This is a genomic window from Pseudoxanthomonas winnipegensis (assembly GCF_004283755.1).
In the GTDB taxonomy this organism is placed as follows: Bacteria; Pseudomonadota; Gammaproteobacteria; order Xanthomonadales; family Xanthomonadaceae; genus Pseudoxanthomonas_A; species Pseudoxanthomonas_A winnipegensis.
In genome coordinates this window covers 181,675-197,918 of record NZ_SHMH01000004.1, presented here as the reverse complement: position 1 = coordinate 197,918, position 16,244 = coordinate 181,675, and the positions used below count along the sequence as shown (strand labels likewise).

At 69.9% G+C, this 16,244-nt stretch carries 12 protein-coding genes; 6 read left to right on the top strand and 6 right to left on the bottom strand.

What is annotated here, in order from left to right:
- Positions 1-285: 285 nt before the first annotated feature.
- From EAT51_RS09390 to ybaL, 3 genes are all read left to right on the top strand, one after another.
- Positions 286-1,113 (top strand): AraC family transcriptional regulator, encoded by an 828-nt coding sequence (locus EAT51_RS09390; RefSeq protein ID WP_130517257.1) that lies wholly within the window; start codon positions 286-288, stop codon positions 1,111-1,113.
- Between the two features lie 102 nt (positions 1,114-1,215).
- Complete coding sequence (locus EAT51_RS09385; protein ID WP_130517255.1) at positions 1,216-2,172, top strand: DMT family transporter; 957 nt, start codon at positions 1,216-1,218, stop codon at positions 2,170-2,172.
- Between the two features lie 326 nt (positions 2,173-2,498).
- Positions 2,499-4,226, top strand: coding sequence for a YbaL family putative K(+) efflux transporter (gene ybaL / locus EAT51_RS09380; protein ID WP_130561550.1), 1,728 nt, complete (start codon positions 2,499-2,501; stop codon positions 4,224-4,226).
- A gap of 36 nt (positions 4,227-4,262) precedes the next feature.
- Here ybaL and EAT51_RS09375 read toward each other — a convergent pair whose 3' ends face one another.
- Together EAT51_RS09375 and clpB are read right to left on the bottom strand one after the other, a co-directional pair.
- Positions 4,263-5,363 carry a sterol desaturase family protein gene (locus EAT51_RS09375; protein ID WP_130517251.1) on the bottom strand — a complete coding sequence of 367 codons (1,101 nt, stop codon included), beginning with the start codon at positions 5,361-5,363 and terminating at the stop codon, positions 4,263-4,265.
- A 196-nt stretch (positions 5,364-5,559) separates the two neighbouring features.
- Positions 5,560-8,145: an ATP-dependent chaperone ClpB gene (gene clpB / locus EAT51_RS09370; protein WP_130517250.1), complete on the bottom strand. Its 2,586-nt coding sequence runs from the start codon at positions 8,143-8,145 to the stop codon at positions 5,560-5,562.
- A 119-nt stretch (positions 8,146-8,264) separates the two neighbouring features.
- Here clpB and EAT51_RS09365 point away from each other — a divergent pair, with 119 nt between their 5' ends.
- The 3 genes from EAT51_RS09365 (at position 8,265) to EAT51_RS09355 (ending at position 10,973) form a co-directional block, all read left to right on the top strand.
- Positions 8,265-8,522, top strand: coding sequence for a GIY-YIG nuclease family protein (locus EAT51_RS09365; protein WP_130561549.1), 258 nt, complete (start codon positions 8,265-8,267; stop codon positions 8,520-8,522).
- Between the two features lie 259 nt (positions 8,523-8,781).
- Complete coding sequence (locus EAT51_RS09360; RefSeq protein WP_130561548.1) at positions 8,782-10,089, top strand: discoidin domain-containing protein; 1,308 nt, start codon at positions 8,782-8,784, stop codon at positions 10,087-10,089.
- A gap of 176 nt (positions 10,090-10,265) precedes the next feature.
- Positions 10,266-10,973, top strand: coding sequence for a glutathione S-transferase (locus EAT51_RS09355; protein ID WP_130535219.1), 708 nt, complete (start codon positions 10,266-10,268; stop codon positions 10,971-10,973).
- A 29-nt stretch (positions 10,974-11,002) separates the two neighbouring features.
- Here the strand turns inward: EAT51_RS09355 and EAT51_RS09350 are convergent, their stop codons facing one another.
- The 4 genes from EAT51_RS09350 to EAT51_RS09335 form a co-directional block, all read right to left on the bottom strand.
- A complete protein-coding gene (locus EAT51_RS09350) occupies positions 11,003-11,833 on the bottom strand; it encodes a DUF3014 domain-containing protein (RefSeq protein WP_130561547.1) in 831 nt (276 codons plus the stop codon).
- 138 nt (positions 11,834-11,971) lie between these two features.
- Positions 11,972-14,269 (bottom strand): xanthine dehydrogenase family protein molybdopterin-binding subunit, encoded by a 2,298-nt coding sequence (locus EAT51_RS09345; RefSeq protein ID WP_130561546.1) that lies wholly within the window; start codon positions 14,267-14,269, stop codon positions 11,972-11,974.
- A complete protein-coding gene (locus EAT51_RS09340; protein WP_130528474.1) occupies positions 14,262-14,762 on the bottom strand; it encodes a (2Fe-2S)-binding protein in 501 nt (166 codons plus the stop codon). Before EAT51_RS09340 ends, EAT51_RS09345 begins: the two co-directional genes overlap by 8 nt.
- Before the next feature lies 1 nt (position 14,763).
- Complete coding sequence (locus tag EAT51_RS09335) at positions 14,764-16,095, bottom strand: cytochrome c (RefSeq protein ID WP_130561545.1); 1,332 nt, start codon at positions 16,093-16,095, stop codon at positions 14,764-14,766.
- Positions 16,096-16,244: the final 149 nt, after the last annotated feature.

The window sequence follows — 16,244 nt, the reverse complement described above, 5'->3', positions numbered from 1 at the left end:
CCGAGTCAGGGCAGGATGCCCTGACCGAGGGAAAAGCGGACACCGCCCGCCGGACCGCCGCCCACCCGAAGCCAAAACAACAACCACGCGCCGCGATACCTCAATCAGGCAAAGAGCGCTTTTTGTTCTTCGACAGAACTAGAACACCCGGCCCATGGAACGACGAAGCCGGAACATTGCGGCACTGAGCTCCAAACGCGAATGACGCTGCAACAAGTAGCAGATCGGTCAAAAGCCAGACTCAAGCACCGCCACCAGGACGCGCATCGCTCTTAGACTCTCGGCATGCCCCACCTGCCAGAGCCCCTGACCGCCTCCGAAGACCACGCCGAATTTCGGAACGTGGCGGGCCGGCCGGGCGCCGAGCTCTACCGCGCAAGCATCGTGCAGCACGCCTTCGAGCCGCACACGCACCAGGCATACGGACTGGGCATCATCGAAACCGGCGTCGAACGGTTCCGCTACCGCGGCGCCGACCACCTCGCCACCCCACAATCCCTCGTCCTGATGCACCCCGACGTACCGCATACCGGCCGCGCGGAAACCGCGGGTGGCTGGCGCTACCGCATGCTGTATCTGGATCCGGCCCTGGTCAGCGCCCTCAGCGGCGAAGCGCACTGGTGGTTCGGCGACGTGGTGGAATCGCGCCATCCCGAACTCGCGCAGCGCCTGACCTCCCTGCATCAGCACCTGTGGCAATGCAGCGATGCCCTGCAGGCCGATGGCCTGCTGCTGGAATTCATCGCCAGCCTGCGCCCCCTGGCGCGGACCGCCACGCGCGAGCTCCGCGATGGCGCCACCGCACGCCTCGCGCCCGTCATCGACGCCATGCGCGCCGCGCTGCACGAGCCGCTGGCGCTGGCCGACCTGGCCGCCGTGGCGAACCTGAGCCCCTTCCACTTCCTGCGCAAGTTCAAGGCGCAGTACCACCTCACTCCCCACCAGATGCTGATGGCCTTGCGCCTGGCCGAAGCCAAGCGCCTGCTGGCCCGCGGCATGCGCCCGGCCGAGGTCGCCGCGGCCACCGGCCTGACCGACCAGGCCCATCTGACCCGCGCCTTCGCACGCCGCTACGGCGTCACCCCGGCGCGCTATCAACGCCAGATCCGCTGAACGCCTCCGCCCCACCGCAAGCGCAAGCTGGTACAAGACGACGGCCGCGCCCACGCGCCACCCTGCGGCCTGACGTGACGGCATCGCAGGGGAACACCGACCATGGGCGCAGGCGTGGCATTCGCCTTGATGGCAGGCTTGATGTGGGGCCTGGTCTTCGTCGGGCCGCTGCTGCTGCCCGAGTACCCGCCCATCCTCCACACCCTGGGCCGCTACCTGGCGTTCGGCCTGATCACGCTGCCGCTGGCCTGGTGGGACCGCGCCGAACTGCGGCGGCTCACGCGCGCCGACTGGACCGAAGCGCTCAAGCTCTCGGTGGTCGGCAACTTCCTGTACTACCTGTGTCTTTCCAGCGCCATCCAGCGCGCCGGCGCGCCCTTGCCGACCATGATCATCGGCACCCTGCCCGTGGTCATCGCCATCGCCGCCAACCTGCGCAACCACGCCCGCGACGGGCGTCTGCCCTGGCCCCGCCTCGCCCCCGCCCTGCTGGTGATCCTGGCCGGCATCGCCTGCGTCAACCAGGTCGAGATGGCCACGCTCGCCCACGCCTCTGCGGCCCAGCGCAGCCGCTACCTGTGGGGCGCGATCCTGGCGATCGGCGCCGTCGCCTGCTGGACCTGGTATCCCCTGCGCAACGGCGACTGGATGCGCGCCCATCCGAACCGCAAGGCGCGCGCCTGGGCCACGGCCCAGGGCTTGGCGACTCTGCCGATCGCCCTGCTCGGCTATGCGGCCTATCTGGCCTGGCGCTACGCAACGGCGGGCGCGGCGGCCGATGTGGCGCCGCTGGGTCCGCGCCCCTGGGCCTTCGTCGGCCTCATGGGCGCCATCGGCCTGCTGTCTTCCTGGGCCGGCACGCTGTGCTGGAATGCCGCCAGCCAACGCCTGCCCACCGCGCTGGTGGGCCAGCTCATCGTGTTCGAGACCCTGGCCGCCCTGCTCTACGCCTTCCTGCTGCGCGGCAGCTGGCCCGGCGGCGTGATGCTGCTCGGGATCGGGCTGCTGATCGCGGGCGTGCTGGTGGCCGTGCGTATCCGGCCGGAAGTGCATCCATAGCGCGCTGTGCGGCGCCGGGTGCCGCCACCTTGGCGTTTCGCGCGTGATCGCCAAAATCCACGGATAGTCAGACATGCGTCTGCCGAAAGGCACTTCCCGCGTTCGCGGGAAAGACGGCGGTTGGGGGCGTGTGGCGCCGAGCGGGGCGCGCAGCCACCACAAGATCGCATCGGCATGAAGCGAACGGCGATGGGCGTAAGGTCGGGGCATCGCAGCTGTCGGTTCGGTCATGAGCGATAGGCTGCATGAACCGTTCGGTCATTTTCGATTTGCGCAGCCTGTTCATGCTGAGCCAAACTCGACGGCTCGCAACACGAAGGACGCCCATGCATCACGACACCAGCCTGATCGACATCATCGCCGTCGGCCTGGCCGTGGCCTTCGTGTTGGGCGCGCTGGCCAACAAGCTCAAGCTCTCGCCGCTGGTGGGCTACCTGGTGGCCGGCATGATCGTCGGGCCGTTCACCCCCGGCTTCGTCGCCAACCAGGACCTGGCCACGCAGCTGTCCGAGCTGGGCGTGATGCTGCTGATGTTCGGCGTGGGCCTGCACTTCTCGCTCGAAGACCTGATGTCGGTCAAGAAGATCGCCATCCCCGGCGCGGTCGTGCAGATCACCGTGGCCACGCTGCTGGGCTTCGGGCTGGCCTGGTGGATGGGCTGGAACCCGATGCAGGGCTTCGTCTTCGGCCTGGCGCTGTCGGTGGCCAGTACCGTGGTGCTGCTGCGGGCGATGGAGGAGCGGCGCATGCTCGACACCAGCCGCGGCCGCATCGCGGTGGGCTGGCTGATCGTGGAGGACCTGGCCATGGTCCTGGCGCTGGTGCTGCTGCCGGCGCTGGCCGGCGCGCTGGGCGAAGGCGAGGCCGGCGCCCGGGCCGGCGGCGGCGCGTGGATGGAGATCGCCAAGGCGATGGGCGCCACGCTGCTGCAGGTGGCCGCGTTCGTGGCGGTGATGCTGCTGGTCGGGCGCCGGGTCATCCCCTGGACGCTGGAGCGCGTCGCGGCGACCGGCTCGCGCGAACTGTTCACCCTGTCGGTGCTGGCGATCGCGCTGGGCGTGGCGTTCGGCTCGGCCAAGCTGTTCGGCGTGAGCTTCGCCCTGGGCGCGTTCTTCGCCGGCATGCTGCTCAACGAGTCCGAGCTCAGCCACAAGGCGGCCAACGATTCGCTGCCGCTGCGCGATGCGTTCGCGGTGCTGTTCTTCGTCTCGGTCGGCATGCTGTTCGACCCGACCATCGTGGTGAAGTACCCGCTGCAGGTGCTGGCCACCTTCCTGATCATCGTGGTCGGCAAGTCGCTGGCGGCCTATGCCATCGTGCGCAGCTTCGGCTATCCCAAGGGCACGGCGCTGACCATCTCGGCCAGCCTGGCGCAGATCGGCGAGTTCTCCTTCATCCTGGCCGGCCTGGGCCTGGCCCTGAAGATCCTGCCGCAGGAGGGCCACGACCTGATCCTGGCCGGCGCGCTGCTGTCGATCGTGGCCAACCCCTTCCTGTTCACCGCGCTGGACCGCTGGCTGCGGCGCCATCCGCAGGATGCCCCCGGCATTCCGGCGGTCGAGCCCGAGCCCCTGCCCGGCCCGCCGCTGCGCGCCGGCGAGCACGCCATCGTGATCGGCTATGGCCGGGTCGGCAGCAACTTGGTGCACGTGCTGCACGAGCGCGGCGTGCCGGTGGTGGTGATCGACGACAGCCGCGACAACGTCGACAAGGCGCATGCGGCCGGCATTTCCGCCATCCGCGGCAGCGCCGCGGCCGATGCGGTGCTGTCCGAGGCCCAGCCGGACAAGGCGCGCATCGCGGTGCTGGCCATCCCGCAGCCGCTGGAGGCCGGCGAGGCCATCGCCAAGCTGCGCGCACTCAATCCCGAGCTGACCGTGCTGGCGCGCGCGCACAGCGAGGCCGAGGTCGAACACCTGCTCGAACACGGCGCCGATGCCGCCGTGCTGGCCGAGCGCGAACTGGCGTTCTCGCTGGCCGAGATGATCATGGCCATGCCGCCCTACCGCCAGGGCCGCCCGCCCGCTGCCGAGCCGGCCGCAACGTCTGCCTGAGGCGGCCGCACGCCCGCCCCGGCGCCGCGGGCCGGATCAGCAGCGGACGCGCTCGCCCTCCAGCGCCGGCACGCCCTGCGCACCGTGTGCCGGCACCGGCGCATGCGCCTCGTGCTGCACCGGCACCGGCCGATAGTGCGCATCGAAGGCCACGTCCCCCGGCGTCCAGCCCGCGCGGCAGCGCACCGCGCCCCAGAAGCGCTTGAGCGTCTCCCACTGCATCGCCACCAGGCCCAGCTCGTTGTCGCGGTCGACCATCGGGTCGGCCACGCCGGTGGGCCGCACCGGCTTGCCGTAGAGCGCGGTGCCGAACAGCACGTCCCACACCGCCAGCACCTGGCCGAAGTTGCAGTTGTGCAGGTTGGGCCGCTGCGGATCGACGACCATGTGGTGCAGGCGATGGAAGGTGGGATCCACCAGCACCTTGCCCAGCACCGGGCCGAAGCCGATGCGCACGTTGGCATGGGAGAAGTTCTGCACCAGCTCGCCCAGCAGCATCATCCAGGCGAACTCGTCGGCGCGGATGCCGAAGGCCACGCCCACCCCGGCCAGCACGAAGGACTGCAGCGCCCCGTCCAGGTAATGGCTGCGGTCGTTGGCCCAGCAGCTGAGCTGGCGCTGGCTGTGGTGCATCGAATGCATCGCCCACCACCACGGCATCCAGTGCTGCACGCGGTGCATCCAGTAGTAGGTGAAGTCGTAGACCACGTAATAGGCGACGAACAGCACCGCAGGATGGCGGTCCAGCCATGGCCAGGCGTCGCGCAGGCCGTGCCCGGCGGAGCCGGCATCGGCGCCGCCGCCGGCCAGGTTCGCCAGCGGCGTCAGCACCAGGAACGAGAACAGCGGGAACACCCCGACCAGCATCACCCAGGTGTAGTGGAAGTCGATCCGCGCCAGCCGCCGATCTTCCCAGCGTTCGGCCGGCCACAGGCTCTCCAGCGGGCGGAAGACCAGGCCGATGATCGCCAGCTGCAGCGCGGCGATCAGCAGCGAGGCGGCGATGTCGTGCGGGTCGTCGCTGAGGCCACGCAGGTGCAGCGCGTCCAGCAGCGGCGCTACGGCATGCCGCGAGAGCAGGTCGACCAGCGTGGACCAGGCATGGGCGACGGACGACACCAGGGCGAAACCAGACATGCGAAGACGGCGAAGAGGGGCACGAGGCCGGCCCCCACAGCATCACGCCGCTGGCTTTCGCCAAGCTGTCCTCGACGGCTGTTGCCGTCGGGGATTGGGGATTCGAGATTGGGGATTGGTCAGAGCGGGCGAGGCCGGGATCGAAGGACCGCTCCTGCGAATCCCCAATCCCGAGTCCCCAATCCCGCCCCCCGGATCACGCCTTGCTGAAGACCAGCTGCCCGCCCTGCGCATCGACCTGAATCGTGTCGCCGCTGACGAATTCGCCGGCCAGGATCTTTTGCGCCAGCGGGTTCTCCAGCTGCGCCTGGATCGCGCGACGCAGCGGACGCGCGCCGTAGACCGGGTCGAAGCCGACGTTGCCGAGCAGCTCGAAGGCCTTGTCCGACACCTCCAGCTTCAGCCCGCGCTCGGCTAGGCGCTTCTCCAGCCCGCTCATCTGGATGCGCGCGATCTGCTTGATCTGCGCCTTGTCCAGCGGGTGGAACACGACGATGTCGTCCAGCCGGTTGATGAACTCCGGGCGGAAGTGCGCCTGCACCACGCCCATCACCGCCGCCTTCATCTGCGTATAGGCCTCCGGCGAGTCGTCGCCGGACAGCTCCTGGATCTGGTGCGAGCCCAGGTTGGAGGTCATCACGATGACGGTGTTGCGGAAGTCCACGGTGCGGCCCTGACCATCGGTCAGGCGGCCGTCGTCGAGCACCTGCAGCAGGATGTTGAACACGTCCGGATGGGCCTTCTCGACCTCGTCCAGCAGGATCAGCGAATACGGCCGGCGGCGCACGGCCTCGGTCAGGTAGCCGCCTTCCTCATAGCCCACGTAGCCCGGAGGCGCGCCGACCAGCCGCGCCACGGCGTGCTTCTCCATGAACTCGCTCATGTCGATGCGCACCATGGCATCGGAGCTGTCGAACAGGAACTCGGCCAGCGCCTTGCACAGCTCGGTCTTGCCCACGCCGGTCGGCCCCAGGAACAGGAACGAGCCGCTGGGCTTGTCCGGATCGGCCAGGCCGGCGCGCGAGCGGCGCACCGCGTCGGACACCACGCGGATGGCCTCTTCCTGGCCGACCACGCGCTGGTGCAGCACGTCCTCCATGCGCAGCAGCTTCTCGCGCTCGCCCTCGAGCATGCGGTTGACCGGGATGCCGGTCCAGCGGCTGACCACCTCGGCGATCTCCTCGGCGGTGACGCGGTCCTGCACCAGCTTGAACTCGGTGTGCTCGGCCTCGGCGGCGGCGGCCAGCTGCTTCTCCAGCTGGGGCAGCACGCCGTACTGGATCTCGCTCATCTTGGCGTAGTCCTGGCGGCGCTGGGCCGCTTCCAGGTCCAGCTTGGCCTGTTCGATCTGCTCCTTGATCTTGGTCGTGCCCTGCAGGGCGGCCTTCTCCGACTTCCAGATCTCTTCCAGATCGGAGAACTCGCGCTCCAGCGCCTCGATGTCGCTCTCCAGATCGGCCAGGCGCTTGCGCGAGGCCTCGTCCTTCTCCTTCTTGAGCATCTCGCGCTGGATCTTGAGCTGGATCAGCCGGCGCTCCATGCGGTCCAGCTCCTCCGGCTTGGAGTCGATCTCCATGCGGATGCGGCTGGCCGCCTCGTCCATCAGGTCGATGGCCTTGTCGGGCAGCTGGCGGTCGGTGATGTAGCGGTGCGAGAGCGTGGCGGCCGCGACGATGGCCGGGTCGGTGATCTCCACGCCATGGTGCAGCGCATAGCGCTCCTTGAGCCCGCGCAGGATGGCGATGGTGTCCTCGACGCTGGGCTCGCCCACGTAGACCTTCTGGAAGCGGCGCTCCAGCGCGGCGTCCTTCTCGATGTACTTGCGGTACTCGTCCAGCGTGGTGGCGCCGATGCAGTGCAGCTCGCCGCGCGCCAGCGCCGGCTTGAGCATGTTGCCCGCATCCATCGCGCCGTCGGCCTTGCCGGCGCCGACCATGGTGTGCAGCTCATCGATGAACAGGATGATCTGGCCCTCGCTCTTGGCCAGGTCGTTGAGTACGCCCTTCAAGCGCTCCTCGAACTCGCCGCGGAACTTGGCGCCGGCGATCAGCGCGCCCATGTCCAGGCTCAGCACGCGCTTGTTGCGTAGGTTCTCGGGCACCTCGCCGTTGACGATGCGCTGGGCCAGGCCCTCGACGATGGCGGTCTTGCCCACGCCGGGCTCGCCGATCAGCACCGGGTTGTTCTTGGTGCGGCGCTGCAGGACCTGGATGGTGCGACGCACTTCCTCGTCGCGGCCGATCACCGGATCCAGCTTGCCGGCCTCGGCGCGCGCGGTCAGGTCGATGGTGTACTTCTCCAGCGCCTGGCGCTGGTCCTCGGCATTCTCGCTCTGCACGCTCTCGCCGCCGCGGATCTTGTCGATGGCGGCGCTGATCCGCGCCTTGTCGGCGCCGGCGTTGCGCAGCATCAGGCCGAGCGGGCCGCTGTCCTCGACCGCGGCCAGGACGAACCATTCGCTGGCGATGAAGGCATCGCCATGCTGCTGGGCGAGCTTGTCGGTGACGTTCAACAGGCGGCTGAGGTCGTTGCCGACCGACAGGTTGCCGGCTTGCCCGGTGACCTTGGGCAGCGCATCGAGTGCCTCGCCCAGCCGCTCGCGCAGCAGCGGCACGTTGACGCCGGCCTGCTGCAGCAGGGCCTTGGTGCTGCCGCCGGTCTGGTCGATCAGCGCCACCATCAGGTGCACCGGCTCGATGAAGTTGTTGTCGCGGCCGACGGCCAGCGACTGCGCATCCGCCAGTGCCTGCTGAAAGCGCGAAGTCAGCTTGTCCATTCGCATGGGAACATCCTCGAAGAAAGGGGGCCGGCGATACCGGCAATGTCTTCCACATGGCGTTCAGCCAGCGTGTTTCAAGGGGTGGTGAGACGCAGTGCTCAGGCGCTGCATAATTCCCGCCGATGCCTGCGCCTGCGCCCTGGTTCGTCTATCTGCTCGAATGCCGCAATGGCAGCTATTACTGCGGCATCACCACCGATGTGGCCGCGCGCTTCGCCGCCCATCAGCAGGGCCGCGGCGCGCGCTATACCCGCGCCCATCCGCCGCTGCGCATCCTGGCCAGCCGCGCCTACCCCGACCGCGCCAGCGCCGCGCGCGCCGAATGGCAGGTCAAGCAGCTGCCGCGCGCCCGCAAGCAGGCCTGGCTGACGGGAGCCTAGCCCCGCGTCATGACACGCAGGCGCACGGCAGGCCGGCGATCGGCGCATGCCTTCGCGCAAAACCGCTGCTGCGGCGCAATAGCAGCCTTTGGATCGATCTAATCTCCGACTTTTCCAGGGCGTCGCAGGCGCACCCAACTGCGTTGTAGGTCACACATCGACGCAGGCGGCGGGCCGCAACCGTTTTCCGCGAATTGACGGCGCCCACCGCCCTGCCGAGCGTCGGCGTCCCCCGCCTTCGCCAACCAGGAGCTGGACCATGCACCGCACGACCCGTCTCTCGCTCTGCCTGCTGCTCGCTGCGCTGTTCCCCGGCCAGGCCCGTGCCGACTCCGCCATCTACGGCGGCGGCCCGTTCTACTCCGGCGGCACCACCGTCATCGACGATCTGCGCGCCTCGGGCTTCACCACCGTCATGCTCTGGAGCGTGCACGTCCAGTCCAACGGCGACCTGTACCTCAACGACAAGCTGATCGTGTCCAACGGCAGCTACGTGGGCGACAGCGGCTGGCCCAGCCGCCTGACCCGCCTCAAGGCCGCGCCGACCTCGGTGACGCGCATCGAGCTGTCCGTCGGCTCGGCGGGCGCCACCGATTTCGAGAACATCAAAGCGCTGATCAACAGCCAGGGCACCGGGTCGGACAGCATCCTGTACCGCAACTTCCAGGCGCTGAAGAACGCCACCGGCGCCAACGCCGTCAACTTCGACGACGAGTCGGCCTACGACCTGGCCTCGGCCACCGCCTTCGGCAAGATGCTCTACGACAGCCTGGGCCTGGCGATCACCTTCGCGCCGTATACGCAGGTGACGTTCTGGAAGACGCTCAAGACCAACCTGGGCGATCGGGTCGACGGGGTCTATCTGCAGGTCTACGACGGCGGCGCCGGCAACGATCCCAAGTCTTGGTCCGACAGCCTGGGCATCACCGTCGATCCGGGGCTGTGGAGCCGACACGGCAGCAACTGCGCCAGCGGCGACAGCCCGGCCAGCGTCAACAGTCGCATGAGCGCCTGGAAGTCCTCGGCCGGCATCGCCGGCGGCTTCATCTGGCTCTACGACGATATCCAGGCCTGCGCCGCGCAGGGCACCGCGGCCGACTATGCGGGCGCCATCAACCAGGCGGTGAGCAGCGGCATCGGCACCGCCTCGCCGAACCTGGCCTATGCCAAGACCGCCACCGGAAGCAGCGCCTGCAACGCCAACGAGACGCCGGCCAAGGCGGTCAACGGCAGCGTCTCGGGCGGCACCAGCGACAAGTTCTGTTCCCTGGTCAGCGGCGCGTGGCTGCGGGTCGATCTGGGCAGCGCCAAGAGCGTCAAGCGCGTGATCGTGCGACACGCCGGCGCCGGCGGCGAGAACAGCGCGTTGAACACCCGTGCCTACACGCTGCAGGTGTCCTCCGACGCCAGCACCTGGTCCACCGTGGCCAGCGCCAGCAGCAACACCGCCAACGTCAGCACGCACGACATCAATCCGGTCACGGCGCGCTACGTGCAGCTCAAGATCAACACGCCGACGCAGAACGGCGACCCGGCCACGCGCATCTACGAGCTGGAGGTCTACTGAGACAGCGGCGACGCCGGCGCCTGGCGACTGGCCGGGCGCTGGTGTGCGGGACTCAGGGGCGCACGCCGACGATCCGCGACAGTTGGGCAATGGTGCGAACCGCACCGGGCGCGCATCACGCCTCCCTCGCCACGGCTCGACTAACCTGACGCGCTCCCCCGGACGCGGAGCGCGCGATGCATTACGAGCTGTACTACTGGAGCGGCATTCAGGGGCGCGGCGAGTTCGTGCGGCTGGCGCTGGAAGATGCCGGCGCCGACTACACCGACGTGGTCCGCGAGCAGGGCGATGCGGCGATGGAGCCGTTCCTGTCCGGCCAGCAGGATGGCGCGCGGCCGTTCGCGCCGCCCTTCCTCAAGGCCGGGCGTCTGGTGCTGGCCCAGGTGAGCGCGATCCTGCATTACCTGGGCCCGACGCTGGAGCTGGTGCCCGAGGCCGAGTCGCGCCGCCTGCAGGCCCTGCAGCTGCAGCTGACCATCGCCGACCTGGTCGCCGAGGTGCACGACACCCACCACCCCATCGCCTCCTCGCTGTACTACCAGGACCAGCAGGCCGAGGCGCAGCGGCGCGCCGCGGACCTGCGCGCGCAGCGCCTGCCCAAGTTCCTGGGCTACTTCGAACAGGTGCTCGCGCAGGCCGATGGCCGGCATGCGCTGCGCCAGCATTCCTACGTCGACCTGTCGCTGTTCCAGCTGATGAGCGGGCTGCAGTACATGTTCCCGCGGCGCATGGCCGCGCTGGCGCCGGAGCTGCCGCTGCTGCACGGCCTGCAGGAGCGCGTGGCGCAGCGCCCGCGCATCGCGGCCTATCTCGCCTCGGAGCGGCGGCTGCCGTTCAACACCAACGGCATCTTCCGCCACTACCCGGAGCTGGACGCGGCCTGAGACGCCCTGCCCTTCGTTTTCGGGCAGGCCTAGTCCATGCGCGTCAGCGCGGTGCGGATGGCGCGCAGCTGTTGCTTCACCGCGGGCTCCTGCTGCGGGCCCAGACGCACCAGCGCCTTCTGCCCCACCGACAGGCGCTCCAGCGCCGGATCGGTGAAGCGCAGGCGGCCCTTGCCGTCGGGTTCGACGCTCAGCGGCCCGCTGGGATCCGGCGCCTGCAGCAGATGGTCGATCACCTCCACCAGGCGGTCGTTGAAGTAGGCATTGGGTTTGCCCAATTCCAGGTAGGCCTGCTGGAACAGCGGATAGAAGCGCCGATACGCCTGCACCAGCGTGGCGGGGTCGGCATGGGTGAAGGCCGCGACATACGGCGCATAGCGCTGCGCATTGGCCGGATCGATCTCCATCGCCGTCTCGCCTTCCCTGACCTGCAGCGTGCCTTCCACCGGCTTCACCGCCAACGCATTGCGCGTGAGGCTGGGCTGGGTGAGGTTGTCGATCATCACCACCAGGCGCTGGATCAGATGCTCGCGCAGCACGATGCCGAGTGCTGCGTCGTTGCCGAACGCGCCGGACAAGGCCTGCCAGGCCGCGTCGTCGCTGGCGGCCAGCGCCGGCAGTGCGGCATCGGCCGCATCGCCGGGCACCGGATGCTGGATGGCCGGGGCGGCCTGGGGCTGGGATCCGGCGGGCGGCGTCGAGGCGGCCGAGCCTTGCGGCTGCGCTGCGGTCGCCGCGTCGGTGTCAGGGGCTGACTGCGGCGCCTCGCGCTGGCCGAACAGCCACCAGCCGGCGGCGGCGACCAGGACCACGACGATGACCCAGGGCCAGCGCGGCGTCGAAGAAGGAGATGACGGCATCAGGCGCGACGCCTCTGTTGCGAAGGGAGACCGGTGTGACCGCCTGCCTGCGGAAGCGGTTCCCCATCGGCATCCGCCGCTTGGCCACGAGTCAGGTCCAGGCCTGCCGCGATGGCCTGTCCCGCGGCAGGCGCCAGGTCAGGCCGGCGCCTTGGCCTGGGCCGCCGGCAGCGCCGCCAGCACCTGCGCCGGCGTGATCGGCAGATGGCGCACCCGCGCGCCGACCGCACGGAAGATGGCGTTGCCGATCGCCGGCGCCACCACCGTGGTGGCTGGCTCGCCCAGGCCGACGGCGGCCTGGGTGCTGGCGACGAACTCGATCTGCAGCTCCGGCACGTCGGCCATGCGCAGCGGCGTGTAGGCATTGAGGTTGTGGTCGCGCACCTGGCCATGCTCGAAGGTCGTGCCCTCGTACAGCGCCATGCTCAGGCCCCACAGGCAGGCGCCCTCGGTCTGGGCGAGCGCGCCGTCGGGATGGACCACGGTGCCGCAGTCGGTCACCACCCACAGCTTCTCCACCTTGACCTCGCCGCTGGCGCGATCAACGTGGACCCGCGCCGCGCAGGCCACCCAGGTGGGCATGTCGCGCTCCTGGCCGAACGAGGTGGCCAGGCCCAGCCCGGTGTCGGCCGGCAAGGCCTGTCCCCAGCCGCAGAGGCCGGCCAGGTGACGCAGCACGCCGGCCTGGCGGCTGGCGCCGCCGACCGCGTTGGGCGCGCTGCCGGCGTTGTCGCCGGCGCCGTCGAGCAGGCCCAGGCGGAACTGCAGCGGATCGGTGCCCAGCGCGTGCGCCGCCTCGTCCATGAAGCTCTCCAGCGCCCAGTTGGTCCAGCCCGGTCCGACCGACCGCAGCCAGCCAGGGCGGAAGGCGCGATTGGCCAGATCGTTGGTGATCGCCCGCACCCGGTGCGCGCCGACCGTGTACCAGTGGTCGGCCCCGGAGATGGCGAACGGATCGTAGGCCACACCGTTCTTGGCCTTGGGCATCAGCGCCGGCGCCATCACCTGGGTCGGCCAGCCGGCGCAGGCATCGTGCTGCATCGCCAGCACCTTGCCCTGCGCATCGAAGCCCATGCGCAGGCGCTGCAGCGAAGGCGAGCGGAACGAATCGAAGCGCGCATCGTCGGGCCGGGCGAAGGTCAGCTTGACCGGCTTGCCCAGCGCCTTGGCCGCCAGCGCCGCGGGCACCGCGTAGTCGCCGTTGAGACGACGGCCGAAGCCGCCGCCCAGCAGATAGGTGCGCAGGACCACCTTGTCCTCGCCCACGCCCAGCGCCTTGGCCAGGGTGGGCAGGATCAGCGACTGCCACTGATTGCCGGTGTGGATCTCCCACACGCCGTCCTTGAGCAACGCCGTGGCATTGAGCGGTTCGAGCTGGAAGTGCAGCACGCTGGCGGTGGTGTAGTCGGCCTGGATCGTCCGCGCGGCCTTGGCGAAGGCGTCCTCGACCGGCCCTTCCACGACCCGCGCGCCGGCCTTGGCATCGTCGATCAGGCGGGCGGCATGGGCCTGCAGATCCTGCTCGGACACCTTGGCGGTGTCGTCGCTGGTCCACTGCACCTTCAACAGCGCCGCCGCCTGGAAAGCGGTCCAGGTGGAATCGGCCACCGCCAGCACCCAGCCGGGCACCGTGCCCGAGGGGTCGTCCAGGACCAGATGGCCCTGGTAGCCCTTGAGCTGCTTGGCGGCTGCATCGTCCACCGAGGCGACCTTGGAGCCGTTGCGCGTGGGCGGCACGACCGGCGCGGCATGGACCATGCCCTCGATCCGGGCATCGATTCCGTACACCCCCTTGCCGTCGGTCTTGCCGGGGATGTCCAGCGCCCGGGTGTCCACACCGACCAGCCGGCGCTGGTCCGGCGGCTTGATCGGCAGGGCCTTGAGCGCCTCGGCGCTCCAGCTGCGCCGCAGGTCGCCGCGCTGGACGATCTCGGCATAGCCGATCGATCGTCCGCCACCGCTGACCACGCTGTTGCGTGCGCTCAGCTGCGCGACGGGCACGTGCAGCAGCTTGGACGCCTCCTCGATCAGCGTGATGCGCCCGGCCGCGCCGGCCTGGCTGAGCTGCGGGAAGCTCTGCCACACCGACCAGCTGCCGCCGGTGACCATCATCCCCCACTTGGGATCGCTGTCCACATGCTCGACCTGGACCTTGGCCCAGTCCGCCTCCAGCTCGTCGGCCAGAATGCGGGCCAGCGCGGTGCCCACGTGCTGCCCCATCTCGGCGCGGATCACATGCACCGTCACCGTGCCGTCGGGCGCCAGGTGGAACCACAGGTCCGGGTCGTAGCCGCCTTCGGCGACCACCTGCTGCGCCTGCTCGGGCAGGAACACCGCGGCGCGCGCGAAGGCCATGACAAAGCCGGTGCCGGCCGCGCCGATCAGGAAGCTGCGGCGGCTCAGGCGCAGCCCGCGCGGCGGGGTCATCTCATTCATGGCCGGCCTCGCTGGCGGGAGCGGTCTGGGCCTGCGCGGCCTGCAGCTGGCCGGCGGCCAGCTTGATCGCCTTGCGGATGCGCACATAGGCCATGCACCGGCACAGGCTGCCGCCCATCACCGCGTTGATCTGCGCGTCGGTGGGATCGGGGAAGTCGGCCAGCAGGGTCGCGGCCTGCATGATCTGGCCGGGCTGGCAGTAGCCGCACTGCGGTGCCTGCGCCTCCACCCAGGCCTGCTGCAGCACGTGCTGGCCATCCGGGGACAGGCCCTCGATGGTGGTCACCTGCTGCCCGGCGACCGCGCCGACCGGGGTGATGCACGAGCGGATGGCGCGGCCGTTGACGTGCACCGTGCAGGCCCCGCACATGCCGATGCCGCAGCCGAACTTGGCACCAGTCAAATGAAGCTGATCGCGGATCACCCACAGCAGCGGGGTGTCGTCCTGGGCATCCACTTCGACCGGCGCACCGTTGACGAAGAGCTGGGTCATCTCACTGGTCTCCGGTGGTGCCGGCCTGCGGGCCGGGCGGTGTCTTGGCATGCAGTTCGGCGACGCGCTGCTCCAGGTCCGGCCACGGCGGGCGGTCGGTGCGGGTGCGGCGCAGCCACGCCGCCAGCGCGACGATCTGCGCGTCGCTGAAGCTGTGCGCGAAACCGGGCATCAGCACGCCGGCCTGCCCCTCCTGCGTGCCGATGCCATGCAGCAGCACCTGGATCAAGGTGTCGGGCTCGTCGGCGGTGAGCGCGTTGTTGAGGCCCAGCTCGGGCCGCGCCAGCTGCGGATGGGGCGCGGTGTTGTAGTGGCACGAGGCGCAGGCGGCGTTGTACAGGTTGGCGGCCTGATCCAGCTGGTGCGCGGGGCTGAGCGCGTCGCCGGCCATGGTCTTCTCCAGCACCGCGGCGGACGGTGCGGCGGCCTGGCCGCGGGTGCCGAAGCGCTCGGCATAGTAGGCGGCGATGGCCTGCACGTCCTCGTCGGACAGCGCCGACAGCCCGTGATGCACGACCGGCGACATCGGCCCGGCGGCGCTGCCGTGCAGCGCGGTGGCGCCGGTGCGCAGGTAGGTGTACAGCTCGTCCTGCGTCCAGGGCACCGGCGCGCGGTTGGTCGCGTTGAGCGGCGGTGCGTACCAGCCGTCGATGCGCGCGCCGTCGTAACGCGCAGCGCCGGTCTTCTCCGCACCCAGCGCGTTGCGCGGGCTGTGGCAGGCCGAACAATGCGCCAGCCCCTCGGCCAGATAGGCGCCGCGATTCCACTGCGCGTCCTTGCCGGTGACCGGGCCGTACTGGCCGTGGCGGAAGAACAGCAGCTTCCAGCCGGCCTGCAGCGCGCGCCAGTTCAAGGGGAAGGGCAGCTCGTTCTCGCGCTTCTCCTGGTGCACCGGCGGGCGGGTCATCAGGAAGGCATACAGCGCATGCAGGTCCTCGTCGCTGACCAGTTCGAAATGCTGGTAGGGGAAGGCCGGGAACAGCTGCGCCCCATCCCGCGCCACGCCCTGGCGCATGGCCCGCACGAAGGCCGCCTGCGACCAGCGCCCGATGCCGGTGTCCGGATCGGGCGTGATGTTGCTGGAGTAGAGCGTGCCGAACGCGGTCTCCATCGCGTAGTTGCCCGCGTACGGCGCGCCGCCCTTGGCGGTATGGCAGGTGGCGCAGTAGCCGGCGCCGGCGAGCACCTGGCCACGCTGTACCAGCTCGGCCGGGAAGCTGGCCGCGGCCGGCGGCGCGATGGGGTCGATGGAAGGTCGCCAGGCCAGCAGCCAGAGGCCGACCACCGCCAGGACCAGCAGTCCCAGCACACCCAGGGCAAGTCGCTTCAACATCGCCGATCCCGCAATGAAGACGGCCGCCAGTCCTCTTCCGGGTCGCTACGGTGGCGGCGGCTGCCGTAGCGGGTGGAGTGTAAGCCTGCTTCCGCTTGAAGTGGGAGCGGGTCAGGATCGGCCCACGCCGCCCGGCAGGAGTGCCGGGC

Bases quoted from the DNA above. Each gene is read 5' to 3' on its own strand.
- EAT51_RS09390 (WP_130517257.1), top strand. From the start codon at position 286: ATGCCCCACCTGCCAGAGCCCCTGACCGCCTCCGAAGACCACGCCGAA.
- EAT51_RS09385 (WP_130517255.1), top strand. From the start codon at position 1,216: ATGGGCGCAGGCGTGGCATTCGCCTTGATGGCAGGCTTGATGTGGGGC.
- ybaL (WP_130561550.1), top strand. From the start codon at position 2,499: ATGCATCACGACACCAGCCTGATCGACATCATCGCCGTCGGCCTGGCC.
- EAT51_RS09375 (WP_130517251.1), bottom strand. From the start codon at position 5,363: ATGTCTGGTTTCGCCCTGGTGTCGTCCGTCGCCCATGCCTGGTCCACG.
- clpB (WP_130517250.1), bottom strand. From the start codon at position 8,145: ATGCGAATGGACAAGCTGACTTCGCGCTTTCAGCAGGCACTGGCGGAT.
- EAT51_RS09365 (WP_130561549.1), top strand. From the start codon at position 8,265: ATGCCTGCGCCTGCGCCCTGGTTCGTCTATCTGCTCGAATGCCGCAAT.
- EAT51_RS09360 (WP_130561548.1), top strand. From the start codon at position 8,782: ATGCACCGCACGACCCGTCTCTCGCTCTGCCTGCTGCTCGCTGCGCTG.
- EAT51_RS09355 (WP_130535219.1), top strand. From the start codon at position 10,266: ATGCATTACGAGCTGTACTACTGGAGCGGCATTCAGGGGCGCGGCGAG.
- EAT51_RS09350 (WP_130561547.1), bottom strand. From the start codon at position 11,833: ATGCCGTCATCTCCTTCTTCGACGCCGCGCTGGCCCTGGGTCATCGTC.
- EAT51_RS09345 (WP_130561546.1), bottom strand. From the start codon at position 14,269: ATGAATGAGATGACCCCGCCGCGCGGGCTGCGCCTGAGCCGCCGCAGC.
- EAT51_RS09340 (WP_130528474.1), bottom strand. From the start codon at position 14,762: ATGACCCAGCTCTTCGTCAACGGTGCGCCGGTCGAAGTGGATGCCCAG.
- EAT51_RS09335 (WP_130561545.1), bottom strand. From the start codon at position 16,095: ATGTTGAAGCGACTTGCCCTGGGTGTGCTGGGACTGCTGGTCCTGGCG.